The following is a 24,388-nucleotide window of genomic DNA, read 5'->3' as shown; positions in this document are numbered from 1 at the left end:
TCCCGCTATTTGCGGGCAGTAAGAGCCCGATTAGTGAGGGCTGATAATCAGTGGGGGATGAAGAAAACCTCCACTAATTAAAGTTTCACTTTATTTCGAATATACCTTTCACCCTTGAAAACATAGTACGTATCGCTTATATTGTCATATAGTATTTATTTTTTAATAAAGCAATGAACGAACCAGGAGGCACAGTATGGCAATTAACATGAATACAATCGAAGAATGGATTGCTGAATCAAATGCAAGAAACGAAGAAGACTTAGGAAACGTTGTTGAAGAGATGAAGGAAGTATGTGTCGGACTTGATAACGCGACATTAATTTATACGAAAAACGTATTTTGTTTCGGTAAGAAAGTAGAAGTATTGTTCTTCTTCCAAGATCACGTCGTTATCGGAGAAGAGAAGGAAGAGTATATTGAGATTGAAAAATTAAAGTATGATGACATTACAAATAGCAACTTAAAAACAAATGACAAAAATACAACGTTAGAACTAAAGTTTTCTAACGGGAAAGCTATTAATTTAGATAGTCTAAATGATAACTACGGTACGAAAAACTGGTTATTTGCAAGACAAATTAAGAGTATTTTTAAAGTAATCTAGTAAAAAAGCAGACCCCTAATGGTCTGCTTTTTTACTTATTTCCTATTAAACAAAGGCACCCCCTTTCTTCGTAACATTTCACGCTTGTAAATCCCGTCTCATAAAAAAGGTTTACTAATTCTTCGGTCGTCTTAAATGTATCCATATGATATTGGATTTTGAAAGTTTCAGCGACTAGTAAAAAGGATCCATTCGGTTTTAAGACGCGAAATACTTCTTTCATATCATTCTCAACATCAGGCCAAAAGTAGTGGGTTTGAAAAGCGGTAATGAGATCAAAGAAGTCCGGATGATATGGAATAGAGGAGACGCTTGCTTGATGAATAATTACTTTCGCTGCTTTGACATCCTTCATATTTGCTTTCTTTGAGTTTTCAACAGCTTGATTGGAGTAGTCGATCCCGTATATTTTCCCAAGCGGAGTTCGTTTTGAAAGAGTCTGTATGGTTTTACCACCCCCACAACCAATATCTAAAATAACTGCATTTTCACGTATATGTATTTTTTGTAAAGCCCAATTTGTTAGTCTCGTATGCGCAGCATTCATAATGCAAAGCATAGAGGAACCAATTGTCCCGTGAGGATTTTTCGCTTGCTCGATTAATTTTTGTAAAATACTCAATTCAAACTCTCCTTTTATATAAGAATATGTATTTATTTCGCTTTTAATAATTTAACTCCTTTAAAAAAAGCACGCCATTAATCGGCGTGCTTCTAATTATGCAAGGACCCTTTTAGCCAATTTCGCGCTCGATACGCCCCAACCGGAATTTGAATGAGTGAAGTTTCATTTCCGGCATCAATCCCGTACAATTGATCGCATGAATTTGTATCAAAACTAAGTAAAGGATGCCCGCCCATCCCCATAGCGGTCGCAGCTAAAACGAGTTTATGAACGAGCATGCCAGCTTCCATTTGATGAATGCGATATCCTCTATAACCTAATTTATTTTTATAGTAATCTTTATTTCCGATTACATGTAGACAAAGTGGTACTTGAAAAAGATTGACGTTATCCATCGTCATACTAGATTGAAGCGGATAACGAAGGTCTCCATACCGAATTGGCTGTATGGAATGTGTCCTACTGTTATAAGCGTAAGCGCCGTTTTCTATGTCTTTTACGTTATAAAAACATCCATATAGTGAGACTCGTGCATTTTCATTTACATACTTGCCATCAAGGTCGTTGTAACAAGGGAAGGAGAGGCTCGCTTCTTGTAGTAGAGTAGCAAGCTCGGCTGCATCCCATTTTGTTAAAATGAAGTCAGAATCAGGTGAATATCGTTTTTTACAAAGTTGTAAAAAATCATATGATAAACGTTCCGCTTTAGGTAGCTGCATAGCGTGTGCACTATATTGTTGTCGTTCTTCACAGGTAAATGTTTGGAAGTGTTCTGTTGATTCAATCATAGAAGCCACGTTTATTTTTTTTATCATCGGATATTCATCTACATATTTTGAGCGAACGAAATGCTCATGTGTTAACGGCGGGATTTGCTGCAACAAGTCATGAGAAGTAATAGTTTTATTTTCGTGATGATCATCATGAAACCAATCTGTATTCGGTTCTGTACTTAAAGGAATAACAGCATACACACTTTCTTCACCTTCTGACAGTCCAAGTAAATGATTCATTGCCCGATCTAGAAACTGAAAATATACACCATTTGTATAACCAAATTGTTTTGCGCATTCAAGTAATTGACCGATTAGAACACCACTATCTAATCCTTGCAGACGATACGAAAAGTTATTGTATTTAAAGAAGTTTTTCCAAAACATAGTGGATACAAATGCAGCACCAAAACAAGAATGTATGTTACAACGATTGCCGAGTGCTTCTGTAAGATAAGAATCAAAATTTCCTTCACGAAGTAAGATAAGACGGTGGTGCGCGGCGTCGTAATGGTAAATGCCGTCTGGATAATGATCAATTTTTAAATAAATATATAATTCATTCGGATATAAAGCACCCCCAGAAGGGATGAATCTTCGAAATAGAGTCGTTGTTTTATTATTTTCTAGGTTAGTAGTAGGCTGACATAATTGTGTTAAACCAAATGAGTACCAAAGATAATGACCGATTTCCTCTAAGTTAGGTTTAGTAGAAGAATTCCGCAAAGTTAATGGGATTTCTAAAGAGAGAGGGATTACTGGTAAATTTCGATATAATTTATAAGGAAGTGGTGCGTCTTCCCAGTCAATCTCTTTATCGGACGACATAATTTCATTAATAGAAAAATGGAGATGATGTAAAAAAGTATCAGGTTGCATCAAATTTCCCCCTCACTATGAATTATGGAAACGGATGCGGATGTGGATTTAAACTTTCATTCGTTAAAGGCTCAGCCCAATATCCAAGTGTCATCGGTACGGTATACACTCTATCCAGTCCTGTAACCCGAGTGAGATGGTGACCGAACGTCATCGGTAACATGCCTGGAATAATTACTTTTACACAATGTAAGCCGTTCTTTTCTATAAGGGGGACCGTTTGATTTACAACAAGTACTTCAAGTCCAGATTGATGTAACCTGTTTAAAAGTTGATGAAGATCAGATGTTAAATCCATATCAAATGATTGTAATGCATTCATTTCTTGGAACGTTTGCACTGGAGCATCATCACGTAAAAGGAAGTGAAGACGTTCTTCCGCTTCTTTCAATCCGTACAGCATACTATGATCTTCCATTTGCGAAACAAGATATGGATCTTGTAAACCGTTTTCATATTTCTCTCTTTTTTGTTCAAGCTCTTCATCTGTTATAAGTAACATGCCCGCTATTTCATGAATTGCATTTTTTACAGCTCGAATTGGTTCCATATGTGCGCCGCCAGCACAGACGAGATTCATACCATCTTGCCTTGTATTTTTCGCAATGACCCATATGCTCGGAATACCATGTTCCATCGTCGCGTTGAAAACGTATAATTCATATCCAGTAATTGTGCGTAAGCGTTCCAACATTAGTTGCAATTCAGTATCATTGGCTGAACTAAGATCGAGACGGGGAAGAGGTAATTCGGCATACCAAGTGAGCAAAAAGGCGTCACGCTCTACAATTTCTAAAATGCCGTGAAAAATTGCTTCTTCTAAACTACCACCAATTGCACATCCATTTGATGTTTCATACACGAAAGCATCTCTATGACCAAGGCTATAATAAGCGATTGATTCTGGAACTAGAAGGGGCCTGCTTTGTAATAAAGAATATCCCCATACCCAGTTTTGCTCATAATCAGGATCAAACGGCTTAAATGGAAAACTATCACGATTGTAATGTTCATTTGTATGCACACCAAGTGTGAGGGGATTCAGTGCACTATCTTCTAGCTCACGAAAACTGCCATGTACATTTGTTTTTTTTCCACGAGGCGACATACCGCAATAGCGTTCTAAACCTTCTAAAATAGCGGTTGCTTCACTAAGTGAAAATGAATGAGTCCGGCCCGCGACACCTTCATTTCCAAACAGTAACGGCATGTTTATAATGACATCAGCAAACGGTAATAAAGAATGTTGCATTTTGCCGTTTAAAATACCAGTCCGGTAATCTAAATAGTCTCTCGTTAAAAATGTGTTTAGCTCATGAATGGAACGACAGCGATACGTTTCAGTACTCGTTTTCAAACTTGGTTGTAAAGAAATTTGCGCTGCATCTGCTGTATCGTCAGGCAAATTGCTGCATACCGGACAGAGAGGGTCTGGAAGAAACGAATTCCGGGTACATTGTAACGTTTGTAAGTCCAGTAAAATGAGTTCGTTTTCTAAAGAAGAATATCCATGAGCTAATATTTTCTCTGTTTCGGCATGAATGAGCTGGCACATTTGTAACATTCCATTTTGGGTGGCACGTACATCACGCCTCGTCACGTTCTCTGCTTTTAATGCATATTTTCGTTGTAGTTCCCACATTTCTTTTTGATCAAAGCCAGCTATAAACCGGCGTCCATCAGCGCAGTGGGAACATCCAGTTGTAAGAGGCTTCACGTAAGGACCGATAATACCTTCACCAAACGAAGTAAACGCGCGAAGCCACGGAATATTATTTGAGCGAAAGATAAGCTCTGCATCATGATGTACGGAAGAAGGAGACCCGTCATGTAAAACGAGAGCAAGATGAATGTTTTCAGGGAGAGCTTCTGTAATTGTATGCTGGCGGATGAGTGAATATTGCTTACACAATTGCTCATGTACATAGTCTGTGAGTAGGCCATCTCCTATAAGTAGTATGTTTTGAGTCATTGGTCATCCTCCTTTGCAATTAATACCCCATATACACCGTCTAAGTTGTCTCTTAAAAATGACTCAATAGCTAAATCAAAAACGAATGGATACAAGTTGTTTTCCGTTAAATTTTGCAAAGCAACTTGTAAAGACTGTACGCCTGGAATTTCTTCCTCTTCTTGTATTGCTACTCTAACAGGATCCGTACTATATAAAACAATGGATGATTCCGGTAACATATTAGCTTTATAAGGAATCTCTTCATTTTGAATATGAAGGAGTGCTTGTTGCAGAGCATTTCTTAATGCGAGTGTTATATTAATATTTGCCGCACCATACCATCTATCATTAATACCGATCCAAACGACAGGAAAACCAAGTAACTCCTCACTCATTCCTACTTTAGGTATTTCATGAATTGTAGAGAGAGCATCGTAGTAAAACCTACAATGTTTATCATGAATTTCGGTTAAATAAAGCTCTGTAATCTCTTCTAGCATATGTGATTGGCGTTCATATAACTTATTATTTAAATGTTTTTGGAGTGCTCGGTATACACCTTCTGTCATCGTTTCCCCAGCACCAATACCGATATCAGTATGTTCGGGGATAAGACGATGAATCATTTCAGCTACATATGTTTCAACTCCTGTTAAACCAGCTTCGCGGCGTGCTTCATTATGAGTTAATCCACCGCAAGTTATAGTAGGAAGGGGAGAGGTAGGTCCGTCTGATAATGGATTTGCAACTTGAATATTGCACTGTGATAAAGGCAATTGGTGTAAATCTTGTTCATCCCACATGTGGAATATACCAGCTTCTTTAGAAGTTAACGTATCAAAAAAACGAAAAAGTTCAGTTGAAGTATATTGTCCGGAACGTTGGGCAAGGTTTTCTTGAAGATTTTGCACCGTATCAATTGTAAAGATTTCATCGGTTGCGAGAAGATGTTTTATGAAAGGGTGCCACTTTCCTTCAAGTGTTTCCAAGTTTAATAAAAAGAATTGAGGATTATGCTGCCTATGTGAACCTTCAGCGACATGTTTAAATAACTCAAAAACGATAACATTTGCTAACATTGCAGATGCAATTGGTGAGAAAAGTTCAGGTGGATTTTCACTTTGTAAAGTAGTTTCGTGTAGACGATGCCAAGCTGATTCCCAGCATTCTTCACGGTCTGCGGTTACGACGGGTCCAGCTAAACCAATTCTTGATAAGCAAATAGCTGGTATGAAATTTTTCTTAAACTCTCTACAAATAGTATGGATTGCTCTTAAACTTTCAATATCTCCATTTTGGGAAACGTATAAAATCCAGTCGAAAGGCTCGAATACTTCATGTAAAGGGCGATCAATTGTAATATCTATTTCTTGAATAAGTACATTGTCATCATTTGCATATGCACGTTCGCTTAGTTCGTGAATTCGATCGTAGTTTGTTTCAGCACGATCTGTAACAAGATAATGGAATGTAGGTAAACCAGATTCTAATAAAGAAGAAACTAGGGAAGTAAGCATATCGCCAGAACCAATTATAAGCACATTTGCTGCGCGGTACGTTTCGAATTTTAAAGCGCCTGAATGGGAATCAGCTTCTAAAAACTCAATTTGCGAAGCGTATCTGTCGAGTAATGCACTGTTTAATTCGTGGGGAGCATCTTGGCTTACATCACGAATGAAACCATTTTCATATAAAATCTCTCCAATTTCAAATACACGATTTTGATAGGGGAGAGGGAGACCATCGGTTATTTCTGTCAAAGAATGATTACCGTTAAACATAGGCATTAATTTCTCGATCCAGTCATAAATTCCATCACCATCCATACGGAATGAACTGGAGTTATTTCGAAAGTAAACACCCCCGTTTGAATCGGGGAGGAAGAAAGTATCCTTATTTGCTTTAAGTTTTGCATGAACTGGAAGGTTATTCATGTTTATCCCCCTTACGTTTTAGGCATACATTATTAGTCTATGTATTGTGATTTGTCCCGTATGAACATAATAAAAAAAGGCTGTAGAATGATTCATTCTACAGCCTTTAATAGATTAATAATCTATCAACCTTCTAATAATAATGATTTTGGATCTTCAAGCATATCTTTAACAGCAACAAGGAAGCTAACTGCTTCTTTACCATCAACAATACGGTGATCGTAAGATAGTGCAAGGTACATCATTGGACGGTTTTCCATACGCTCTGCATCAATTGCAACTGGACGTACTTGGATTTTATGCATCCCTAGAATACCTACTTGTGGACTATTTAGGATTGGTGTCGACATTAGAGAACCGAACACACCACCATTTGTAATTGTAAATGTACCACCTTGTAGCTCTTTTAATGAAAGTTTATTATCGCGTGCTTTCAGACCTAAATTACGAATCTCGCTTTCAATTTCAGCGAAGTTCAATTGGTTAGCATCGCGTACAACTGGAACAACTAATCCATCTGGAGCTGCTACTGCAATACCGATATCATAGAATTTTTTAATGATAAGCTCATCGCCTTGAATTTCAGCATTTAATAATGGGAACTGTTTTAATGCTGCAACAACTGCTTTTGTGAAGAATGACATAAAGCCAAGACGTACATCATGTTTTTTCTCGAAAGCATCTTTGCGTTCTTTACGTAATTCCATGATTGCACTCATATCAACTTCGTTAAATGTAGTTAACATTGCAGATGTTTGTTGAACTTCTACAAGACGTTTTGCAATTGTTTGACGGCGGCGGGACATTTTCACACGCTCAACTGGTTTTTCAAATTCAGTTTTTGCAACTGGAGCCGGAATTTGTTTTGGAGCAGCTGGTGCTTCTTTTGGCGCTGCAGCGTGAGCTTGTACATCATGTGGTCTCACACGTCCAAGTGGATCTGTGCTACGTACTTCGTTTAAATCGATTCCTAATTCACGAGCCATTTTGCGAGCAGCTGGTGATGCGATAGGACGATTTGTATTTGGTAAACCTTGCAACGCTTTATTTTGTTCAGCACTTGGAGCTGCTGCTTTCGGTGCTTCAGTAGTTTCTTGTTTTGGTTGCTCATTAGCCGGAGCAGGTGTGCTTACTTCAACCGCTGCGCCGTTTGCATCTAAAATTGCGATAGTAGCACCAACTTCAACTGTATCTCCAGGTTCGCCTAGTAACTTCGATACAATACCTGAATCCTCTGCAATGATTTCTACATTGACTTTGTCAGTCTCAAGCTCAACAACGCTGCCACCTTTCTCAACTTTGTCGCCTACGTTGATAAGCCATTGTGAAATAGTTCCTTCTGAAATAGATTCTGCAAGCTCAGGTACTTTAATTTCGATCATTTTAAATGTCCTCCCCTTATTTGCCTAACGGTGTGTTTTATCTTCTTTAATCTTCGGTAATCTCCATTTGTTAGCCTGGCTGTGGCAGACTATCTGCCACAGCCAAGCCTGAAAAACTCATTGTTACTTTCAGTTGCTGAAAACTTCAATTTCTTGTTTATCTTGACGGAAGTTGTACTTCACATCTAAAGCGTGTGCAACGATTAATTCTTGCTCAGCTTTGTGAGCGAATGGATCGCCACCAGATGGGCTAGAACGATCCGGGCGTCCAATGTAACCTGTTTTCACTTTATCCCCAGCTAGTTCGAACAGAATTGGAGCCATGTAATGCCATGCGCCCATATTACGAGGTTCTTCTTGAACCCAAATGATTTCTTCTAAGTTTTTAAAGCGTTTAATAATAGATTGAACTTTTTCAGCAGGGAATGGGTACAACTGCTCGATACGAACCATATGAACTTCATCTAGGCTGTACTCATGCTTACCACTTTCGATTTCTGCTGCTAAGTCAATTGCCATTTTACCTGTACTTAAAACAAGACGTTTTACTTTATTTGGTTTCGCACCAAGGTTTCCTTGTTCTAAAGCAGGTTGGAAACGTCCTTCACTTAACTCACTACCTGTAGAAAGTGTAAGTGGGTGACGTAATAAGCTTTTCGGCGTCATAATTACTAATGGTCGAACAGCTTCTGTTCCTAAGATAGATGCTTGACGGCGCAAGATATGGAAGTATTGTGCCGCGCTCGTTAAGTTTGCAACTGTCCAGTTGTTCTCCGCAGCTAATTGTAAGAAACGTTCTGGACGTGCACTAGAGTGTTCTGGCCCTTGACCTTCATAACCGTGTGGTAATAGAAGAACTAAACCAGATTTTTGACCCCATTTTGCTCTTCCTGCTGAAACATATTGATCAAATAATGCTTGCGCAGTATTTGAGAAGTCACCGTATTGAGCTTCCCACATCACAAGAGTTTCTGGAGCAAATACGTTGTAACCATATTCGTAACCAACAACAGCAGCTTCTGATAACGGACTGTTATGAACAGAGAATGATGCGTTAATGTTCGGTAAACGGTGTAATGGTGAATATGTTGCGTTTGTATCAGTATCGTGTAATACGATATGACGGTGCGCGAATGTACCACGCTGTGAATCTTGACCAGTTAAACGAATTGGCGTACCTTCTTGTAAAATTGAAGCGAATGCTAACGATTCAGCAAGTGCCCATTCAATTTTACCGTTCTCTTCAAGAGCATCTTTACGGCGCTCAAGAATTTTCTTCACTTTTGGATATACGTTAAAGCCTTCAGGCCAAGATAATAGTCCTTCATTAATTGCACGAAGTGATTCAATTGAAACACCAGTGTCAATCGGCTGGATTCCTTTTGCAACAACCTCTGGAACTTTAACGTGAATTGTTGCAGCACTCGTATCAGCTGGTGGCACTTGTGCGTATTCAGCCTTTAATTCCTCTTGTATAAACTGAGTAATTGTTTCAACCTCATCTGCATTCAGAACGCCAGCAGATTGTAATTGATCTGCATAAATTGCTCTTACAGTTGGGTGATTTTTAATTTTTTTGTACACTTGTGGTTGCGTAACTGCTGGATCATCCATTTCGTTATGACCATATCGGCGGTAACCGATTAAATCGATTAAGAAGTCCTTTTTGAACAGCGTACGATATTGGATCGCAAGGTTTGCAGCAGCAAGACAAGCTTCCGGATCATCAGCATTCACGTGAACAATCGGAATATCGAAACCTTTTGCAAGGTCGCTTGAATATTTAGTAGAACGAGAATCATAGCTATCAGTCGTAAAGCCGACTGCATTATTTGCGATAACATGAATAGTTCCGCCAGTTTGGTATGCATTCAATCTACTTAAGTTGAGTGTCTCAGACACAACACCTTGACCAGGGAATGCAGCATCACCATGAACTAAAATTACGAATGATTTTGTAGTATCTTGTTCTGGAAGACCAGATTTTTTACGATTCTCTTGAGCTGCACGTGCGAAACCTTCAACAACAGGGTTAACGAACTCAAGATGACTCGGATTATTTGCTAATGTAACACGAGTGCTAACCTCTTCATTACCAACGACTTGTTCTCTACCTAAATGGTATTTCACGTCGCCAGTCCAGCCAGCATTTGCCACTGCACCTTCTATTTTTGCATGTTTGAATTCTGCAAACATGTGATTATATGGCTTTTCTAATACGTGAGCGAGTACGCTTAGACGACCACGGTGAGCCATACCAATCATGACATCTTCAACGCCGCCTTTAGCACCTTCTGAAACAATTTCATCTAGTACAGGTACAAGCATATCAACACCCTCTATTGAGAAACGTTTTTGACCAACGAATGTTTTATGCAAGAATTGCTCGAAACCTTCAACAGCAGTTAAACGTTTTAAAAGAGCAGTTCGTTTTTTATTTGATAATGGTTGACGCAATGAATTTGATTCCACCATTTGATGCAACCACGCGCGTTCTTCACTATCTTGTATATGTGAGAATTCATAAGCTAAAGATTTTGTATAAACGTCTTTTAATCTATGAATTACATCAAGTGCAGTGTGAATACCCTCTGGTGCATCTTGCCATACTGTTTTTGCTGGAATCGCTTTCAAGTCAGCATCGCTCAGTTCGTTCATTGTTTTCTCGATAAGAGATTGTCCGTTTGCAGCATCTTCCATCGGATTAATGTGGGCCAATGTATGCCCGAAAGAACGAATCTGTTCAACAAGTTGAACGACTTTAAGAATCTTTTCAATGTTCCCTGTGTTTTGAGGAGAAAAATGTGTTGCTGTGTTGTCCCCTGTTACGACATCATCTTGAAACGAAGGAGCTCCAAAAATTTCAAAAAGCTCTTGTAATTCCGGATCAACAGAACCTGCTCCAGTTACGTAAAGATCATACTGCTCAATAACATAACCAAGGTTCGGACCATGGAACTTGGCCCAAGGGTTTGTCGTTGTATTCTTCCTCGTCATTTGTTTAAACCTCCCAATGCATATAATCCTTTTTCCATACAAAAAGGTGCATTTTGCTCTTTTCAATAATTGATGAACCAATAATCAATGTAAATGTTTTTCTTTACTCTTATGTTATTACAATAATTTACATAATACCAAACACTATTACTTATCTGTTTTGTAAAAAAACATTCACAATAACTTATCACCCAAGTTAATCTTTCATGTTATAAAGTAATTTCACGGGAAAACGGGGTGGATATATTTGGTATACCTACATTAATACCTATAATTGTTGCATTTAAATATAAGTATAACTATCAGAATGTTTCGATAAAGTTTAGTTCGAATTATGTATATTGGAATAATAAGCGCTTTCATTGATATTATACAACAATATAACGGAATATAGTATAAAAAATAAAAAATTATGAATTTACCATAAACTTTATCTCGATAGTGTTAAATATCGAAAGGAAAATGAAGGATTTCTACAAAAAAAGTGGCTATACATAAAAAATGCTTCATAAACCGTTAGTTTCTATAAATATGGCGAAAAACAACGTAAAAACAATAGCGTATTTCACCCGATAAAGAGCAGAATGAAACATTTTAAAAGGATAAAACAAATATGGAGATATTAAATTTTCATAAAAACGGAGAGGAGATATAGTAACGGCTATATACATTGTTCCATGTTTCATTTCAAAATAGACGTGCTGAATTTGAAAAAGTTTCTTCTATATAAATAGAATGAAAAATAGACGAAATGAATGTAAAGGAAACTTGACGTAAAGTTTCCTTTACATATATACTCGGTATAAGGAAGGAGGGAGAAATTTCCTTGGAAAATAAAATGGTTGAATACCGAAAAAAATTTGGACTATCTCAAGAAAAATTTGCTGAGAAACTTGGAGTTTCCAGACAAACCATCATTTCAATTGAAAAGGGAAAATATGATCCATCACTTCCGTTAGCATTTGAAATAGCAAAAACATTTCAGACAACGATAGAACATGTATTTATTTATGAAGGAAAAGAAGGGGAGGAATAGAGATGAATTATTCACAAAAGTACTTTGTAATTATGGGAATTATCTTTTTAATTATGAGTGGAACTATGATATTAGCAGGTATAATGACACATTCCGCGCCGCCAATTCCAACCTATACAGTACTTGCAATGATGATCATGTGTTTTTGCCTAAGCTACTTGCACCCGCAATTTAAAGAAAAAGATGAGCGAATGAAACTCATTCGTTATAAAGGAATGTTCTTCAGTTTTTTTGCACTAACGGCATACTATCTTCTTTTCTCTATTGGCTTAAACTTAAAAGTAATTACGCTATCTGCGGTTGAACTATTGAATATATTAATGGCACTTACGATGAGTACAGTTTTTATATCGTTTGTTGTTTTATCGAAAAGATATTAAGATGTAAAAGAGAAAGGAAGATTAACATATGCAAATGATGTATGCTTTTGGCATGGGGCTTGTATTATTTTTAGCCGTATTCTTATTTATTCGTAAAGACGTTCAGGGCGGAACGTTAACGAAACGAGGATTTTATAAAATGATCGGCTGTTTAGTTGTTATGTTTATAGCGATTATCGTAATGATCGTTCTAATTAATAAAACATTATAGAATTTAAAAACGGAACCTTACTTTTGTAAGGTTTTTCTTTTTGAAAATAAAACTAAAAATTTCCATAAAATCCATTTACTATATATACTGTATATTATATAATCCAATGAAATGATAGGTAAGGAGAATAGTATATGAAAAAAAGGCTATCTTCTTTATAGCAATATGTCTACTACTGATAGCTAGTATTACTTATATAATATGTAACAAACGAGAACAAGTGCCACCTATGTTAGTATGGGAGGATCAAGAATACTACGTTACGAATGAACCTGCCAAAGCAGAAGAAGTTGGGCAAAAGCTTGGCGAAGTGACAAAGAAAATTGAAGCAAGTAAAGCACCTACTAAAAATAGCTAAATACATTACAAGAAAAAACAAAAGTATTCACAATGATTGAAGAAAAAAGATGATCAATCACCTTTAATCATAAAGGAACCTTTTGGTGACGAATATAGAATCGTAAGAACGATGTTAAAACAAGTATTATAATATAAATGAAGAAACAAATTTTTAATAGAGAGTAGTGAGCGGTATGGGATGGAAAGCAGGAAATTTTGAAAAGATAGAAGCGAATGATTTATCTATTGAGCAGCTTAAATGTGCATATAAGTTATTTTAAAGTACATAACGAAAATTTTTTCAAAGAAATACTTTATGAAAATATTAAAATATGCAAAATTGCATATTGGTTATTCTAAATCTTATGCTAACCTTATAATGAAAAATATAACATTTGTTGGTAATGAATGATTTTTGAAGGAAATAAGTTATTAAAAAAGATACCATATAGGAAAAATGTTGAAAATTCAGATTTTACAAATGTCATTTTATTTTTAATGTCTGATAAAAGAGATGTCATAAGAGGTCAAAATATTGTGGTTGACTGGATATACAATTGTATAAATAAATCATCTTGAGAATTAAGGGTGTGGATAATGAGTTTACTAATTAAAGATTTAATAAAGAAATTTGACGAACATGTTGCAGTTAATAATTTGAATATCGAGATACCAAAAGGTGAAATATTTGGATTCTTGGGCGGGAATGGAGCAGGTAAAACGACTACATTTCGAATGATACTTGGACTTTTATCGAAATCAAGCGGAACTATTTCATGGAATGGTAAACCTATAAATTATGATGTTACGGATAAGATTGGGTATTTACCAGAAGAACGTGGGCTTTATGCGAAAATGACTGTCAAAGAACAAGTTAACTTTTTTGCAAAACTAAAGAACATGAAAAGTAAAGATGCAGAAAAAGAACTTCACTATTGGCTGGAGCGTTTTAATATAACTGAGTATCTGAACAAAAAGGTAGGAGAACTTTCAAAAGGGAATCAGCAAAAAATTCAGCTGATAACAGCGATTATACATAAGCCTGAACTCTTAATTTTAGATGAACCATTTAGTGGTTTAGATCCAGTAAATGTTGAAATGTTAAAAGAAGCTGTTCTTGATATGCAAAAACAAGGGGCGTCGATTCTTTTTAGTTCACATCGAATGGAACATGTGGAAGAATTATGCCAACACATTTGTATCATGCACAAAGGAGTACCTGTTGTTCAAGGAGACATTGCCAAAATTAAAAGTGACTTTGGTAAAAAGAATGTTGTAATCGTTGGCGATCATGACTTTGACCATTTGAAAGAAATAAAAGGTGTAGAAAGTATGAAGAAACGTAAGAATGCAGTTACTCTTAAAATCTCATATGAAGAAGTTTCGCATGTTTTATTTAAAGAGATAACGAAATTAGGGTATGTTAAAAAGTTTGCAGTAGAAGAGCCTACATTAAATGATATCTTTATCGCGAAAGTAGGTGCGCAACATGAGTAGTTTCTGGACAATTTTTTTACAAAACTATAGATCTAAGGTGAAATCAAAATCATATTTTGCTATTACAATAATAATTTCTATGTTAATTATAGGATTGATGAATTTTGACAAGATTTATAACTATTTTGCAGGTAACGAGGACGATCAAGTTGTTGTTGTTACAGAAAAAGAAGAATTATATACAACTATTAATCAAGTGTTTAAAAATGTCGATAGTAAGATACATGTTAAGCGTAGTGCGGATAAACCAAAAGCAGAATCAGGTGTTAAAAATGGTGATTATACATATGCAATCGTTGTAGAGGAATTGGATAATAAACAACTAAAGGCTACGTATATAACTGAGACAGATGTAAATCAGCAAGATGTTAGCAAGGTTCAAACTATTTTATCTCAAATACAATCTTCTAATTTCGCTCAGCAATTGAATCTATCGCAAGATGAATTAAAGGTGTTAACAATGCCAGTAGAAATACAAACCAAAACTGTTTCAGATAAGGTTAAAGATGGAGAACATACAGAGGGTGTAGGAATTTTAATTAATACCTTTATCATGCTAAATTATGTAATGATATTAATGTATGCTGCACAATTAGCTACAGATGTTGCAACAGAAAAATCTTCTCGTGTAATGGAGTTAGTTGTTTCAAGTATTTCGCCTACAAAACATTTATATGCGAAGCTCTTCTCAACATTATTGGCAGGTATTACACAAATAATAATTTGGGGTTTGGTCGCAACTGTAGGGTATAAAACAGCAATTAATGAATCGAAAAATGATATTTTAAATAGTATTGATTTAAATTCTGTTGCTCCTACTCTAGTAGTGTATGGGATTCTATTCTTCGCATTAGGATTCTTATTATATGGCTCATTATCTTGTCTACTCGGCTCTGTTATTAGTCGTATAGAGGAATCTTCTCAAGCTGTTATGCCACTGATGTTTATGTTAATTGCTGCTTTGTATATCGCGCTTTATGGAATGTCAAATCCAAGCAGCACGGTTGTTACCATTACTAGCTATATACCTTTCTTTACTCCTATTGTTATGCTCGTACGAATTGGATTCCTCAATATCCCAGTATGGGAGATTGCGCTCACATTAGCGATTCTATTAGTAACAATATGTATGATGATTGGTTTAACGAGCCGTGTTTACCGCGGTGGTGTATTATTATATGGTAAAGGTGCATTCAGTAATATAAAAAAGGCAATCAAGTTAGGGAAGAAATAAGATTAGCCCATTCATTTTACAACAACAAAGAACTACATGGTTAATCTATGTAGTTCTTTGTTGTTGTAAAATGCATATAAATAAATATAAAAGAATGTGTTGTCAATTTAGAAAGCGTTGATAATTTAAAAAACCTTATGTTGCAAACGATAGAAAAAGAAGAAGTAGGATCATAAACACATATGCACCATTAGGTAAATACGTGGAATTTATAAAATAGGTAGGGACTGTTTCGTTCCCTACCTATCTATTTCTGAATATTAATATTCAATTTTATATATAAAAAAATAAGCTCCGAAAAGCTTATTTTTTCATGATTATTCTCCTCTTCCTGTAACTGTCATTCCTGCTGTGTAAATTGTATCTACAGAACCGTCAGCACTTACAACTTCAACTTTATAGCGATATGTTCCATTGTCGTAAATGTTTTCTCCATATCCTGTGAAAGTTGAAATTTCATCATTTGCTCCAGCTGGAACCCATTGATTTTGCCAATGGAAATTAGTTTCAAACTCTCCCCAGCTGTCTCCACGTTTCTTTTCAAGAGTGACATTGTAATGAATGTCTTCAGCTCGGTCATTTGTAATTCTTGCAATTGTGCTGTTACCAAAAGTAACTTCTGTAGAATGTACTTGAACTGTAACACCGTTCACTGTTTCGCCAGGACCACAGATATAATGACAACCTTCACTTGCTCCGTCAGCATGTGCCTCAGGTGTGTTAATGTTCATAGCCGTGAAACCGCCCAATGCTAAAGCTCCTGTTAATAATACTTTACCAAATGTTTTCACTTAAAATTCCCCCTAAGTATATTCTCAATTCGTTCGATAGATGTCACATTAAGTAGTTTTATAACATTAATCTAATCGAACGCTGTTTTTCCTCGAGTGTATTCGCTATTAATCTTGTAGTGATCTAATCTCTACATAAAATTGCATAGTTTTGATTCCATATATGTATCATGATTTACATAGAATAAATCTATTAATACGTTTTGGTTATTTACTTATCCCACCTTCCTCGTTACCTTTTATTGGTAAAACATTATTTTTATTATATACTTTTATTACCTATTTACAAGAGAGAATAATCCTGTATGCAAAAGTGCATAATAAAAAACGAACCAATACTATAGTTCGTTTTTCACCATGCTAAGCCCGATAAAGTCTCATTAACATTTTCTTTAATTTTTTGATGATACGATTTTTTAACATCTTTAATTATAGATTTGTACCTTCATTCCATATCCTTTAACCATTCTTCACGTAGAAAAACGCCCATTGCTGAATGAACATTTTGCCTTTTCATTCGTTTTATCTCGTAATTACCGTATATTGGTAAAAAATCAATTTGCGTATTATCTTTACGAAATCCCTCGAATTTATTAAATGGATTTTTGGTGATGATTTCTTGTCGCAAACGCCAATTGATGAATGTTTTCAAACGCTTGATTCTACTAGCGATAGTTTCATCCGCTAATCCAACAGTTTGAGCACTTTCAGGAACGTAAATATGGCCATCAAAGCGTACATATTCATTTTTTAACCAATAAACCCAGTCATAAATAAAATTTGTTGTAATATCGGTCATATAGAATATTTGAGCATTTTGTGTTTCATGAAATGCTTTTATACTATTAAACATAAGAAGGAATTGATTCAATGATTTGGGGCGTAAATTCTGTTTTACTTTGCTGTCAACAACTCTTTCAAATACACGCTCAACAGAATCTTCTTTTGAAATTTTACTAGTTTTTCGTTTGTGGGGTTGTCGTTTTTTTACGATTTCTTTTTCAGTGAAGTATGTTAAAGATATAAAAAAAACTCCTTCATTCTCATTTAGAATTAAAGGAGGAGTTTCAATCAAAACTTGAGCGGTACTCACCGTTAGTTTTGGTCAAAATATGAAATTATCACAGTTGATACAAAAGTAATGACCCCGGAGAGGCTCGAACTCACGACCTCCACCCTGTCAAGGTGGCGCTCTCCCTGCTGAGCTACGGGAGAAACGTTGATTTAAAGGCATTTTCACGGGTTTGTATAAATGGAATTCTATTAAAAAAGCAATGGTTATTGTAAATTCTGTGACCATTTGTGACCACAAAATTTATGTCCTTAACTGTCTGTATAATGGTAAAGGGAATGAGGTAACTCATTCCTTTTTTTGTGTAGTGGGGGCTATTTTGCACATTTTACAGCCCTCTTATTAAAGAAGGGATACATAGCTCCCTAATTCACACGATACTGTGTACTGAAAACCTCCGAGACGAGACTTATATTTGAAACATTTTATCCAATAAAAATGTTTCAAATATAAGTATTTCTAAAGTAAATGTCGAAGCGTGTATACATCATTTGTTCATGCTAAGATCCTAGGTATCGAAGTAGTTTGATATTGATGATACTAATGTAAGTAATGCTTGATGCAAGGATTAATGAGAAGGCGTTACTTACAAGTCCTTTAGAAGATTATGTTGGATATAAGGGGGGGGTATCAAGTTATTGATAGAATCCATTGCATTATGCCATTGATAGTGTTATAATTTTTGGATAAACATTGAAAATTAAATAAAGTATTAAACAAATACATTGTGTAAGGAGTGAATTTACATGCAACCGCCTCATAAGGAGGCACACTAATTCTGTATGCCTATGATGTACTCATAGGGATAGGTTAATTTTAGCCTATATTGGACAGGGGTAAGTGTGCTTTCTGAAGAGTTAGGTTGTGTGTAGATTCACTCCTTTTTTGTTTTGTTTAAGGAGTGGCTAAAACAAGTAATCTAAAACAACAATAAATTAAATTCAATTAGAGAAAGAGAGGTGATGAAGTTGCTGAAAATCGTAGTGTCGGGCAATGATATATTGTCGAGAGTGAGGGCTTACACTAGCTTTAAATATCAATGTCGAAACAAATGTTTAGAATTAAGTTTACCGAGATAAAGAATTGTCAAAAACAATTGGATAAGGTGAGTGGGCTATACTGCTATCACGTGAATAGAAATTTAAAGTATGTGGGAATAAGTAATAATCTATGGCACAGATTTGAAGGTGGATATCTTAAGGAATGTAGTACACAACATCGTAATTCTAAATTAATGCAGCTAATTGAAACTAATCAAAATGATATTGAAGTAATATTTAAACCTATAAACAAGGAGTTATTAAAGGAGGAAGAAACAAAATTTATCCAAGATTGGATTCCCCTTTACAATGCGAAAGAGAATCCTAGATATGAAATACGTCCCATTCAAAAGGTGATTGGTAGATTTGTTAACAAAGAAAATCGAGAGGTAACATTCTCAGAGGTCAGAGAATACTTATTCCATAAATGGCATAGTGAAGTGTCCTATGAAAAAATAGATGAAGCACTCAGAGATGAGAAGCACAACCTTGGTAAGTATTGTAGTAAAAAACGAGGACAAGAGGTACTTATGCCTAAGAGAAAGTGAGTGTTAAGTTTTGAGATGCATTTTTTAAAGAGCCAAAACCAGAAATCATTAATTAAAGCCTGTTCAATTAAATACGACAAAACTGTACCGAATTGAGGTATTAGATATTTAAATATTATAAGGGCGATTCGGTACAGAAATTTATAGCTAGAAGCGTTAATAAAACTATAAAGGAGTGAACTTACATGGCAACCAATTATGGAAAATCTTAGTCATGAGAAAAGAGAGTTAAGTTGAAACGAGAATTTACATTAAAAGAGTTAGTTAAGAAGTACGGAAGTGATGCTCAGAAGGAATCATTAAAGAAAAAAGGTAATCTTTCGGGAAAGGAATTTAGTATTCTAATTAAATCGGTTGAGCAAGAGTGGGAATCTTATACAGTTGAAGGTAGAGGCTCGAAACGTATTATCATCTGCACTGGGAAACGGTCTAGAAAGGCTGAACGAGTTGATAAGCGTTCTAATAATGGTAAAGGGCAATTAATAGGTGAATTTGAATTGAGTTCACTTGTGGTAAACTATCTAATTCAGAATAATAATAAAGTAAGTCCTATGAGTACGACTAGATGGATTACTGAACTAACTATAGTTGATAATAAGCTTATCGGTGCATTATATGGTGAAAGAAGTATACATTTACAAAAACTCCAGGGGCAGTTTAGAAAGGGGGTTAAGAATTACAATCAATCTGATTCTGATATTGATATGCTGGATGAATTTTTACAAACTTTTTTTAGGCATTTAAAGAGTAGCTTGGTCTCTGTTTTCAATAAATTATCTAAAGCAAAGGTTATTTCTTATAAAAAAGAACAGTGGTGTTGTACGAATAAGGGAAGATATAGGAAATTAAAAAAGCAAGAGATTAAGACAATAGCAGATATTAGAAATAAACTGTTGTTTTTTCATGAGCTTGAAGTAAAGGACTTATTTAAGAAGAATATGAAGGAAGTTAAGGCTTTTAAAAAGGATTTTGATAAACAATTAGAGGAGCAATTGGGGCTTAAGTTTTACTATGATGCTCATTTATGTGTGTTGCAAAATGGTGATTTAGATATACGGGAATACCTAGATAGATTGCAAGAGAAAGATGTTTTGAACTTTACACATAATTTAACAGAGCGGTATGCGTTAATCATGATAGAGGTGTTCAAGGACATGCACGGGGAACGTTCATTAGAACTTGCTAAGGTTAGGCAGGAAAATAATACTAACAAATCTGATTCATCTAGAATTAAGTGCTTAAAGATATTGAAGCAATATGCTCCGATGTGGGAACAGCTTTTAAAGTATTTTAAATGTAAGAGCAGTATGAAATCTAATCCAGCTGCATTTGAAAAAGTAGTAATTCAAGCGAAGGTTAATGAATTATCGATTTCACACGGTATATCTGAAGTAGAAGGTGTTACATCTATTGAAAAATGGGAAGAAGCTGCTTATATAAATGAAAAAGAGGCGTCCTTTCGTATTACTTTATCTAGGAAAGATGGAGATGGTGAGTGCATTAGAAATGCTGTTGTAACTAAATCAATTGCGGAGACTTTCGAGTATTGTAATATAGAGCAAAACTATGAATATCTAGCTGCAATGGAAGACATTAGAGGCGAGATTCGAGAGTATGAAGACAAGTATGGTGATAAAGCAATGGATCATATGACACTTGATGCAGTTATTAGGGATTTAACAAGGAATGTTACAGCGGAAGAGATGATAGCTGAGTTTGAACATGAATTGCAATGTAAAAAGGAACAAGAAAAGAAGGAATGGGATAAGTTGTTTGAGGGAGGATGGTCTGCTAAACAGGAAGTAACTACCAACAATCCCCTTGAAACGTTTCAGGGGATTAGATATGGTCGTATTTGATGGGAGTCTTTGAATTGAGGCTCTCCTTTTTCATATGTTGGAGCAGATGATTGAACATGGTGTTGAAATTTAAGATGTTGTTATAAAAACTAATAAAACCCGTCTTTTATGTTGTTTGCCATAGAATGAAATGTTACGTGTCTAGAACTTCGAATTTGGAAACTCTACAGGAGCAAAATATGTCTAGGATAGTATAAGACAGTATAGCGGAAGGTAAAGGGTTTACTGCAGAGGTGCAAACAGAAAAGCACATGGCAATTCATATATCTCATGTGCTTTTTTATAAAGGAATTGAGTTTTTCTGTTGAAATAAGCTATATATTAGTTGAAATACATGAATTATTCCTCACAAAAAGATCTGCGAAAATTGTCGAAAAATTTTAAAGCTATCAAAAGTGACCCCTCCGATTTATGATTGTTTAAACCATGCTATAGTTAAATAAAGTTGACATAAGCTGCAAAGTTTGAATATATCCAAACTTAAATACTAGCAGAGCTTAATGGAATGACAGTAAAAGAAATATAGGAAGTACGTTAGCTATTGTTATTCGAATCTAAGAGATTTATCAGGAGAACAGAACGAATAGTATTAAGATCATGTGAAAAAACAATAATAATTTGAATTATATTTTTAGTGTTTACCTAAGAATAGACCTGTTTTCGTAAGGGATGTAAAATGTAAAAAAACATTATTTGGAGGGACTATGCCATACATCAATGTTTGCTACCATTGTAAAAGAGAATTTGAAGTACAACGTAAACCTCAACATGAACCTAAGAATGATAGGAAGTTTGTAAAGTATTGTTCGAAGGAATGCCGTTCTGTCGTACAATCCCAAAATACGACTCTCAGAAATAGACAAAGGGAAAAGAGACGGCCTGTAGCATATGTCAATGTTTGCTGTGTATGTAAAAGAGAATTTGAAGTGTTTGACAAGCGGAAAAATACTTCTGAGAATAAATCCCATTTCAAAAAGTGTTGTTCAGATGAGTGCGTTTCTAAAATGCGTTCGGATACGGCTAAAAAGAATGCTGAGAAAGGTATATTTGAAAACAATGGGAATTTTCAAAAGGAGAGATGGCTAAAAATAGCGGAAGAAAGAGCTGGTATGACGATAAATGAAGCAGTTGATCTTTATGTTGTAAATCGAATGTCCATAAATGAAATCGCAGAAAAATATGGATTTTCAAGAAGTAGAATGTCTATGGAGCTGGAGAACAGAGGGATTGAAAAAGATAATCACTACAGGGAAATCCAAAACAGAATAGATTTGGCTGTAGCCGAGTATGTAAATAACCCAAATGTCACCATAACTGAATTAGAAGACAAATATAAAGTTACCCGTCTAACAATATCAAAGCATTTAAAGCAAAATAAGATAGAAATTAGAGATCCACTTCAAAAATATCAATATAATGGAGATTACTTTGAATTCATTGATACAGAAGAAAAAGCCTATTGGCTTGGGTTTCTAGGTGCGGATGGGTGCATAAATGAATCGTCTACTTATAAATCTGTTGAATTGGGTCTAAAAGCTGAGGATAAAGAGCATATTGAAAAGTTTGTTGCAGCTATTGGTGGTGACCCAGATATGATCAAAGAAAGAACTACACAAGCCGCTGGTAAACATTTTCATTCGAATAGAGTGACTGTTTCTTGTACAAAAATGGCTAATGATCTGATTGAGAAAGGTGTCACACCTAGAAAATCCTTTACACTTCAGTTTCCTACGTTTCTTTCATCTAATCTTTTAGGTCCTTATATGCGTGGATATTTTGATGGTGATGGGAATGTCCATCTAAGAAACAATGCCATTACCATTAGCATTGTTGGCAACGATATGTTCATTAAGGGATACATAAACAAATTAAATGGAATATTGGGAATCCAGTTACCGAAAATATATAAAAAGCAGAAGTCTGAATGCAGAACGGTGTATTACTATGGACAGAATGCAAGGAGGATACTAGACTTCTTTTATGGTGATGCAACAGTCTTCCTTACAAGAAAAAAGAAAAAGTATGTAAATGGTTTGAAGAAGGTTAAGGAAGATAAACAATAACAATTGGAGTTATTCCCTCTATAGCAGGGAGGCCTGATTTGCAAGAGGTGTGAAAGTTCATATCCTCAATATGTGGTTAGTAGAAAGCACACCAACAAGTAGGTTAATTTTTAATATACTAAGTTAATTCGCAGAGTTTAAACGAGATATGATTGTGGAACGAAATCAAGAAAGTAAAGCATTGGCAAAGCAGCGTAATGATTTTCGAGAAGGTGGACCTAGAAAACATTTCAAGCAACAAGTACAACACGCATTAGAATCGCTTAAGTCTCATACATACAAAGAAGTTGCAGCAATGACGGTGTCCAAATCACGATTCTTTATTTGATAAGGGTTATATTAGCTTTGATGATGATGGAGTAATATTGATTTCAACAAATTTAGATGATAATTCAAGATTGTTCTTAAACATCAATAATAAATTAAAATTTTAATGAATGAATCCCAGAAGCAGTATATGAAGTGGCATTGGGAAAATCTACTTAGAATTTGATTAACTGCTAAAGTTTGTTTACTTGTCTCATTTAATTTAATAAGTTGCGTGGAGGGTTGCTTTTATATGAATAATTTAATAAAGGATATAGTGTACTCTTCTATAATAAATCTATTTCAAAATCAACCAGATATTTTTGAAAATACTGACCAGACGAATTTTACCGAATGGAATCTTAATTATCATTTGTCTAACGAAATTGCAAAGTATATTTTTTGGTTAAATGTTGATTTAGATGTTACAAAACGTAATTATCAGAATAGGAGACCAGACATTATTTTTCATAAGCGAAAGACAAATACTTTGAATTTTTTAGTAGTGGAACTGAAAAAATCGAGAAACGATAATCAGTCCGATATTAATAAGATAATAGAGGAATGGATGAGGAAGCCGTTAAATTATAGATATGGAGTGTATGTTAATATATGGAAGATACGTGAGTATCGAGCGATATTGTTGAAAGATGGGGAGAGATGTGAAATAAATGAATTTTGCAATTATATTAGTGTGCCGAATATAAACAATCAATTATTAAACGAGTATAAAAAACTTACGGATGAGATTGTTTCTAAAAATAATGAAAATGATTCAAGTAAAATTATTCATTTAATTGATAGCATGGTACTTAAGACTTATGAAAAAATGATTCTTTAAGGAACAATTAAGGATACCGT

Annotated in this window: 19 protein-coding genes and 2 pseudogenes; 13 read left to right on the top strand and 8 right to left on the bottom strand. The window is 35.2% G+C overall.

All coding sequences use genetic code 11. The features are described 5' to 3' along the window. Window positions 1-196: 196 nt before the first annotated feature. Window positions 197-607, top strand: a complete 411-nt coding sequence (locus MHH66_RS20200) for a DUF3908 family protein (protein WP_060751881.1) — start codon at window positions 197-199, stop codon at window positions 605-607. Window positions 608-638: 31 nt separating this feature from the next. On the opposite strand, the gene MHH66_RS20195 is transcribed toward MHH66_RS20200, so the two are convergent. The 6 genes from MHH66_RS20195 to odhA form a co-directional block, all read right to left on the bottom strand. After that, window positions 639-1,229 (bottom strand): class I SAM-dependent methyltransferase, encoded by a 591-nt coding sequence (locus MHH66_RS20195; RefSeq protein WP_078184118.1) that lies wholly within the window; start codon window positions 1,227-1,229, stop codon window positions 639-641. 92 nt (window positions 1,230-1,321) lie between these two features. Continuing rightward, window positions 1,322-2,884 carry a SagB family peptide dehydrogenase gene (locus tag MHH66_RS20190; RefSeq protein WP_078184119.1) on the bottom strand — a complete coding sequence of 521 codons (1,563 nt, stop codon included), beginning with the start codon at window positions 2,882-2,884 and terminating at the stop codon, window positions 1,322-1,324. Window positions 2,885-2,906: 22 nt separating this feature from the next. Continuing rightward, window positions 2,907-4,856: a TOMM precursor leader peptide-binding protein gene (locus MHH66_RS20185; RefSeq protein WP_078184120.1), complete on the bottom strand. Its 1,950-nt coding sequence runs from the start codon at window positions 4,854-4,856 to the stop codon at window positions 2,907-2,909. Continuing rightward, window positions 4,853-6,772 carry a putative thiazole-containing bacteriocin maturation protein gene (locus MHH66_RS20180; protein ID WP_002168868.1) on the bottom strand — a complete coding sequence of 640 codons (1,920 nt, stop codon included), beginning with the start codon at window positions 6,770-6,772 and terminating at the stop codon, window positions 4,853-4,855. Before MHH66_RS20180 ends, MHH66_RS20185 begins: the two co-directional genes overlap by 4 nt. Window positions 6,773-6,897: 125 nt before the next feature. After that, window positions 6,898-8,154, bottom strand: a complete 1,257-nt coding sequence (odhB, locus tag MHH66_RS20175) for a 2-oxoglutarate dehydrogenase complex dihydrolipoyllysine-residue succinyltransferase (protein ID WP_078184121.1) — start codon at window positions 8,152-8,154, stop codon at window positions 6,898-6,900. A gap of 129 nt (window positions 8,155-8,283) precedes the next feature. Beyond that, window positions 8,284-11,151: a 2-oxoglutarate dehydrogenase E1 component gene (gene odhA, locus MHH66_RS20170; protein WP_078184122.1), complete on the bottom strand. Its 2,868-nt coding sequence runs from the start codon at window positions 11,149-11,151 to the stop codon at window positions 8,284-8,286. Window positions 11,152-11,977: 826 nt separating this feature from the next. On the opposite strand from odhA, the gene MHH66_RS20165 reads away from it, so the two are divergent. From MHH66_RS20165 to MHH66_RS20135, 7 genes and pseudogenes are all read left to right on the top strand, one after another. Beyond that, window positions 11,978-12,187 (top strand): helix-turn-helix transcriptional regulator, encoded by a 210-nt coding sequence (locus MHH66_RS20165; RefSeq protein WP_050000091.1) that lies wholly within the window; start codon window positions 11,978-11,980, stop codon window positions 12,185-12,187. A 2-nt stretch (window positions 12,188-12,189) separates the two neighbouring features. After that, complete coding sequence (locus tag MHH66_RS20160; protein ID WP_002117153.1) at window positions 12,190-12,567, top strand: hypothetical protein; 378 nt, start codon at window positions 12,190-12,192, stop codon at window positions 12,565-12,567. Window positions 12,568-12,595: 28 nt separating this feature from the next. After that, on the top strand, window positions 12,596-12,778 hold the full coding sequence (locus MHH66_RS20155; RefSeq protein ID WP_002011459.1) for a DUF3976 domain-containing protein: 183 nt from the start codon (window positions 12,596-12,598) through the stop codon (window positions 12,776-12,778). 127 nt (window positions 12,779-12,905) lie between these two features. Continuing rightward, window positions 12,906-13,268, top strand: a pseudogene (locus tag MHH66_RS20150) (hypothetical protein). A 257-nt stretch (window positions 13,269-13,525) separates the two neighbouring features. Further along, on the top strand, window positions 13,526-13,696 hold the full coding sequence (locus tag MHH66_RS20145) for an SDR family oxidoreductase (protein WP_078184123.1): 171 nt from the start codon (window positions 13,526-13,528) through the stop codon (window positions 13,694-13,696). Window positions 13,697-13,714: 18 nt separating this feature from the next. Then, a complete protein-coding gene (locus MHH66_RS20140; protein ID WP_050000093.1) occupies window positions 13,715-14,614 on the top strand; it encodes an ABC transporter ATP-binding protein in 900 nt (299 codons plus the stop codon). Next, complete coding sequence (locus tag MHH66_RS20135) at window positions 14,607-15,848, top strand: ABC transporter permease (RefSeq protein ID WP_078184124.1); 1,242 nt, start codon at window positions 14,607-14,609, stop codon at window positions 15,846-15,848. The genes MHH66_RS20140 and MHH66_RS20135 overlap by 8 nt, the downstream gene beginning before the upstream one ends. A gap of 317 nt (window positions 15,849-16,165) precedes the next feature. Here the strand turns inward: MHH66_RS20135 and MHH66_RS20130 are convergent, their stop codons facing one another. Both MHH66_RS20130 and MHH66_RS20125 read right to left on the bottom strand, forming a co-directional pair. Further along, window positions 16,166-16,639 (bottom strand): hypothetical protein, encoded by a 474-nt coding sequence (locus MHH66_RS20130; protein WP_078184125.1) that lies wholly within the window; start codon window positions 16,637-16,639, stop codon window positions 16,166-16,168. Between the two features lie 445 nt (window positions 16,640-17,084). Continuing rightward, window positions 17,085-17,732, bottom strand: a complete 648-nt coding sequence (locus tag MHH66_RS20125; protein ID WP_340867159.1) for a phage integrase SAM-like domain-containing protein — start codon at window positions 17,730-17,732, stop codon at window positions 17,085-17,087. 1,030 nt (window positions 17,733-18,762) lie between these two features. Here MHH66_RS20125 and MHH66_RS20120 point away from each other — a divergent pair. From MHH66_RS20120 to MHH66_RS20100, 5 genes and pseudogenes are all read left to right on the top strand, one after another. Further along, window positions 18,763-19,299: a hypothetical protein gene (locus MHH66_RS20120; protein WP_340867156.1), complete on the top strand. Its 537-nt coding sequence runs from the start codon at window positions 18,763-18,765 to the stop codon at window positions 19,297-19,299. A gap of 233 nt (window positions 19,300-19,532) precedes the next feature. After that, window positions 19,533-21,158 (top strand): hypothetical protein, encoded by a 1,626-nt coding sequence (locus MHH66_RS20115; RefSeq protein WP_207553930.1) that lies wholly within the window; start codon window positions 19,533-19,535, stop codon window positions 21,156-21,158. 704 nt (window positions 21,159-21,862) lie between these two features. Further along, a complete protein-coding gene (locus MHH66_RS20110) occupies window positions 21,863-23,221 on the top strand; it encodes an LAGLIDADG family homing endonuclease (protein ID WP_078184128.1) in 1,359 nt (452 codons plus the stop codon). 37 nt (window positions 23,222-23,258) lie between these two features. Next, window positions 23,259-23,549, top strand: a pseudogene (locus tag MHH66_RS20105) (recombinase family protein); the annotation flags it as partial. A 231-nt stretch (window positions 23,550-23,780) separates the two neighbouring features. Next, on the top strand, window positions 23,781-24,368 hold the full coding sequence (locus tag MHH66_RS20100) for a hypothetical protein (protein ID WP_078184129.1): 588 nt from the start codon (window positions 23,781-23,783) through the stop codon (window positions 24,366-24,368). Window positions 24,369-24,388: the final 20 nt, after the last annotated feature.

Origin of the sequence: Bacillus sp. FSL H8-0492 (assembly GCF_038006145.1) — a bacterium.
GTDB classification, from domain to species: domain Bacteria; phylum Bacillota; class Bacilli; order Bacillales; family Bacillaceae_G; genus Bacillus_A; species Bacillus_A mycoides.
This window is presented reverse-complemented; position numbering and strand designations above follow the sequence as displayed.